Raw genomic sequence first — 5,027 nt, 5'->3', positions numbered from 1 at the left:
GGACTCGGGCGATCGACCGGGGCGGAACCCCGCCCCCACCGGTCACCAGCCCCGCTGCTGCTCCTCGGGCCAGGCACCCGCCGCGCCCGGGGAGCCCTGCGGCACCTCGCCGTCGCGCTGCTGCGGCATCCACACCCCGCCGGGCGGGGTCTCGGAGTACTGCGGGCCGTCGGGGGACCAGGGGGCGCCGGGCGGCGGCGCGGCCTCCGCCCCGGACCAGCCGGGCTCGGGGGCGGGATAGCCGTAGCCCTGCGTCCCGGTGTCGGCGACCCCGGACCAGCCGCCGGCGAAGGTGTCCTCCGTACCGCCCGGCACGTTCCCGGGCGGAGTGGGGGTGGTCCCCCAGCCCCCGGTCGGGGCCTCCGCCGCACGGGGGGCGACGCCCCAGTCGGCCACCGGCTGGGCACCGGTGTCGGCGATCCCGCCGTAGCCGACCGTGGACCACCCACCGGTCTCGTAGGGGTCGCCCATTCCGTAGGAGGCGGGGGCCCGGCCCGGGGTCGTCCCGTCCGACCAGTCGGTGCCGCCGTATGCCGGGCCGCCGGCGTCCGCCCGGGCGCCCACCCCGTCACCGGCCGGGGCGGTGTCCCAACCGCCCCACCCGTCACCGGTGGTACCGGAACCCCCGGGGGATCCGGTCGTTCCCGCGGCACCGGCACCGGGGTCCGACCAGTCGGCGTAGGCGTGGGTGTCCTCCTGCCCGTACGAGCGGGCGGCGGGGTCCTGGTGGGGCTCGCCGGGGGTCTCGCCCCAGCCGCCGCCGACGCCGGGGAGAACGGCGGTGTGGGCGGTGTCCCGGTCCTCCCGGTCGTGTCCCGCGCCGACCGGGGCCGGCTCGCGACGTCCCCCGACCCGGGGCGCGTACCCGTCGTCCGCGGCGATGGGGTCGGACGACGCGCCGGCGGGGCCGTCCGGCAGCGGGTCCATCGGCCGCACCTCGCGGCGTCGGGGGCTGGTGCCGGGGTTGCCCCCCAGCGCCCAGCCGGTGGAGAAGCCCTTGCGGTAGGAGAGGGTGACCAGGGTCTGACCGGCCGCGAAGGCCAGCGCGCCCAGGGTGATCACCGGCACGGACGGCAGCAGGACGCCGAAGACGACGCCGAGGAAGCCGAAGAAGGCCAACAGACGCCAGCGCAACCGTGCCTTGTACTGCAGCAGCACCTCGCCGAGGAGCCAGAGAGCGACCAGCCCGAACGCGATGTAGAGGACCGTCCAGCCCATGTCCGCCCTCTCGTGAGTGCCTCGTCAGCGATCCGATCGCCGATGCAAGCCCAGGTTTCGGTAGATGTCCAGCGTGGCCACCGAGCGGTTGAGCGTGATGAAGTGCAGGCCGGGAATGTCCTGTTCCATCAACTCGGCGCACAGCGCGGTGGCGTACTCGATTCCGATCGAGCGTACCGCGACCGGATCGTCGGCCACCGCCAGAATGCGGCGTTCCAGCTCCGGGGGGAAGGTGGCGTTGCTCAGTTCCGCGAAGCGCTCGATCTGCTTCACGCTGGTCACGGGCATGATCTCGGGGATGATCGGGGTCTCGCAGCCGGCCTCCGCGACCCGGTCGCGGAGCCGGAAATAGTCCTCCGCGCGGAAGAACATCTGGGTGATCGCGTAGTCCGCGCCCGCCCGGCACTTGGCGATGAAGTGCCGGATGTCGGTCTCCCGGTCGGTGGATCGGGGGTGCATCTCGGGGAAGGCGGCCACGCCGACGCAGAAGTCGCCGGAGTCCTTGATGAGTTCGACCAGCTCGCTCGCGTACGTCACGCCCTCGGGGTGGCGCACCCACTCCCCCATCGGGTCGCCGGGCGGGTCCCCGCGCAGCGCGAGGAGGTTGCGGATACCGGCGTCCGCGTAGCGCCCGATGATGTTGCGCAGTTCCGCGACGGAGTGGTTGACGGCGGTCAGGTGCGCGACCGGGGTGAGGGTGGTCTCGGTGGTGATCCGCTCGGTGGCCCGGATGGTGCCGTCACGGGAGGTGCCGCCGGCACCGTAGGTGACCGACACGAAGGTCGGCCCCACGGCCTCCACCCGCCGGATCGCCTCCCAGAGGATCTGCTCGCCGCGTTCGGTCCGGGGGGCGGCGAACTCGAAGGAGTACGAGCGCTCCCCGGCGGCGAGCAGTTCGCGCACCGTTCGCGCCCGGTCGGTCCGTACGGAGGGAAGTCCAAGGGCCATGTCGGCAGGCTACCCGGGCGGAGGGGGGAGCGGGGTCACATTCCGGCAGTCGGACGACCACCGGCCGGGGAACCCGGTGCGGCGGCCCGCCGCAGGCGGGCGGCGAGGTCCGCGGCGGCGGCCCCGGGGTCCTCCGCGGCGGTGATCGCCCGGACCACCACCACCCGGCGGGCACCGGCGTCGAGCACCTCGTCGAGGTTGTCGGCGTCGATGCCCCCGATCGCGAACCAGGGGATCTCCCGGGAGGTCCCCCCGGCCGCCCCGCCGCCGACCCGCTCGGCCGCGTGGCGCACCAGGGGCAAACCGGGGGCCGGGCGGCCGGGCTTGGTGGGGGTGGGCCAACACGGGCCGACGCAGAAGTAGCCGGTCTCCGGGTCCGCGAGGGCGGCGTCCACCTCGGCGGGGGCGTGGGTGGAGCGGCCGATGACGGTGCGGGGACCGACGATCTCCCGGGCGAACGGCACCGGCAGGTCGCCCTGCCCGAGGTGCAGGACATCGGCGCCGGCGGCCCGGGCGACGTCCGCCCGGTCGTTGACCGCGAGCAGCCGGCCGTGGCGACGACAGGCGTCGGCGAACACCTCCAGGAGCTCCAACTCCTCGCGGGCCTCGAGGGACTTGTCCCGCAACTGCACGATGTCCACGCCCGCCGCCAGGACCGCGTCGAGGAAGTCGGGCAGATCCCCCCGCCCGGCGCGGGCATCGGTGCACAGGTAGAGGCGGGCGTCGCCGATCCCCCCGCGCGGGGACCCGCCGGGCTCCGCCGCCGTGCCGTCCCGGTGTCCCGCCCGCTCGCTCATGCCGCTCCCCTGCCTCGGTCGTGTCGATGGGTGCCGGGCCACCGGTGTGGTGCCCGGCCCCGGGTGGTGCCGGTGGACGTGCCGGACCCGCCCGACCGGACCGGACGTTCCGGTGCGGGTCGGACGGGTCCGTGCCGATCATCCGGCGTGCCCCCGGTGATGGTCCCGGGGGGTGACGCCGCGGCGGACGGCGGGGTGCGGTCGGTCGCGGGGACCGGGCACCCCGCCCCCCCTCACACGGCGAGCGCCTGCGCTCGGCGCTTCACCTCGGTGCCGCGGTTCTCCCGCAGCGCCGTGGCGGGAGTGCCGGGCAGGCTGTCATCGGGGGTGAACAGCCACTCCAGCATCTCCTCGTCGGTGAACCCGTCGTCCCTCAGGAGGGTGAGGGTGCCGGTGAGGCCCTTGACGATGCGGTCGGCTGCGATGAAGTCGGCCGGGACGTGCAGGGCGCGGTTCTCGCCCCGCCGAACGGCGATGAGCTGGCCTTCCTTGACCCACTGCCGAACCCGGGTCACCTCCACGTCGAGTCGCTCGGCGATCTCGGGAAGGGTGAGCCAGGACGGGATGAGCGCGTCAATTCGAGGATCGATCTCGGTCACCCCTCCAGCCTGCCATCCCGGACCGACACCCGTCACCGGGATACCGCCGGCCGGGCGTTCCGGACGGCGGTTCGGGGACCGGATCAGCCGGCGCGCAGGGCCGCCTTCAGGGGCGTTCCCGGATCGGCGGCGCGCCCGGGGTCCAGCGGGGTGCGGCGTTCCACGGCCCGGCGGGCCTGCGCCAGGTCCCGGGGCCGGTCCACCGTGAGGACCGCGGTGGGCACGTCGCGCTCGTCCAGCCACAGGACGGTCCGGGTCGGATCGGCCGGATCCCCCCGGTACAGGACGCGGTCGCCGGGGCCCGGCGCCCCCACCCACTGGAGCATGCGGCCGAACTGCTCGGACCAGAAGTACGGCACGGGATCGTGTTCGGCCGGTTCGCCGAGCACCCCCGCCGCGACGGTGGCGGCGGCCCGCAGCGCGTCGTCCCAGTGCTGCACCGCCATGCGCCGCCCGTAGCGGGCCGAGGGGTGCGCGGCGCAGTCCCCGGCCGCCCAGACATCGGGCAGGCCCGCGCGCAGGGCGCTGTCGACGGTGACGGTGCCGTCCTCCTCCAGGGGCAGCCCGGACCCCGCCGTCCAGGCCGTCGCGGCCCGGGCCCCGATGCCCACCAGGACGGCTCCGGCGGCGACCGCGGTGCCGTCGGCGAGCACCACGCCGTCCGGCCCGACCCCGGTCACCCGGGCGTCGGTGCGCAGTTCCGCGCCGATCTCCGCGTACCAGGCCCGCATGGGGGCGGTGACCCCGGCGGGGAGCGTCCCGGCCAGCGGCTGCGGCCCGGCCTCCAGCACGGTGACCGGGCACCCGGCGCGGCGGGCCGCCGTGGCGACCTCCGCCCCGATCCACCCGGCCCCGATGATCACCAGGTGCCGCCGGGCGCCGAGGACGGCGCGCAGGGCCCGGGCGTCCTCCACGGTGCGCAGGGTGTGCACCCCGCCGTTCCCGGGGCCGGCGGCCGGGCCGGGCAACGGGAGGGGGTCGGCTCCGGTGGCGATGACCAGGCGGTCCCACGGCAGCGGACCCGCGTCGGTGTCCACCTCCCGGTCGGCCGGACGCAGCCCGACGGCACGGCGGCCGGTGAGCACGGTGATGTCGGCGGCGGCGAGGTCGGCGGGGGGCACGAGCGGTTCGTCGCCCTCCGCCTCCCCGAGGAGGACGGCCTTCGACAGCGGGGGCCGGTCGTAGGGCCGATGGGGTTCGGCGCCGAGCAGGGTGACGGGGCCCGTGTGGCCCCGCTCGCGCAGTTCGACGGCGGTACGCACACCCGCCAGACCTCCCCCGACGATCAGGACCCGTTCCCCGGCCGGCGTCTCCCGCCGCTTCCCCATGGGCCCCTGCTCCCGCTGTTCGCTCACCCGGATCAGCCTAGTGCCGCGTCGGGCGGGGTCCGGCGCGGTGCCCCGGGGGCGCCGGAGCGGCCCCGGCGGGGTGTCCGCGCCGCTCATGGGGTGGGTTCTGTCTTGTA

General features: G+C 75.9%; 5 protein-coding genes. All 5 read right to left on the bottom strand.

Annotation, left to right across the window (positions count from 1 at the left end; translation table 11 throughout):
• Nucleotides 1-42: 42 nt before the first annotated feature.
• Nucleotides 43-1,218: a hypothetical protein gene (locus FOE67_RS29405; protein WP_228473946.1), complete on the bottom strand. Its 1,176-nt coding sequence runs from the start codon at nt 1,216-1,218 to the stop codon at nt 43-45.
• A 24-nt stretch (nt 1,219-1,242) separates the two neighbouring features.
• Nucleotides 1,243-2,166, bottom strand: a complete 924-nt coding sequence (gene metF / locus FOE67_RS16260) for a methylenetetrahydrofolate reductase [NAD(P)H] (RefSeq protein ID WP_182664932.1) — start codon at nt 2,164-2,166, stop codon at nt 1,243-1,245.
• Nucleotides 2,167-2,201: 35 nt separating this feature from the next.
• On the bottom strand, nt 2,202-2,963 hold the full coding sequence (thiE, locus tag FOE67_RS16255; RefSeq protein ID WP_182664930.1) for a thiamine phosphate synthase: 762 nt from the start codon (nt 2,961-2,963) through the stop codon (nt 2,202-2,204).
• Nucleotides 2,964-3,196: 233 nt separating this feature from the next.
• Complete coding sequence (locus tag FOE67_RS16250; RefSeq protein ID WP_143619257.1) at nt 3,197-3,562, bottom strand: Rv2175c family DNA-binding protein; 366 nt, start codon at nt 3,560-3,562, stop codon at nt 3,197-3,199.
• Nucleotides 3,563-3,645: 83 nt separating this feature from the next.
• Nucleotides 3,646-4,917 (bottom strand): NAD(P)/FAD-dependent oxidoreductase, encoded by a 1,272-nt coding sequence (locus FOE67_RS16245; protein ID WP_438874234.1) that lies wholly within the window; start codon nt 4,915-4,917, stop codon nt 3,646-3,648.
• Nucleotides 4,918-5,027 lie beyond the last annotated feature (110 nt).

The sequence above is a fragment of the Streptomyces calidiresistens genome (assembly GCF_014141525.1).
In the GTDB taxonomy this organism is placed as follows: Bacteria; Actinomycetota; Actinomycetes; order Streptomycetales; family Streptomycetaceae; genus Streptomyces; species Streptomyces calidiresistens.
Note: the sequence above shows the minus strand (reverse complement) of the source record. Positions and strands in the feature narration are given on the sequence as shown.

What these genes read in the sequence shown, in the direction of transcription:
- FOE67_RS29405 (WP_228473946.1), bottom strand. Translation starts at nt 1,218, where the DNA reads ATGGGCTGGACGGTCCTCTACATCGCGTTCGGGCTGGTCGCTCTCTGG.
- metF (WP_182664932.1), bottom strand. Translation starts at nt 2,166, where the DNA reads ATGGCCCTTGGACTTCCCTCCGTACGGACCGACCGGGCGCGAACGGTG.
- thiE (WP_182664930.1), bottom strand. Translation starts at nt 2,963, where the DNA reads ATGAGCGAGCGGGCGGGACACCGGGACGGCACGGCGGCGGAGCCCGGC.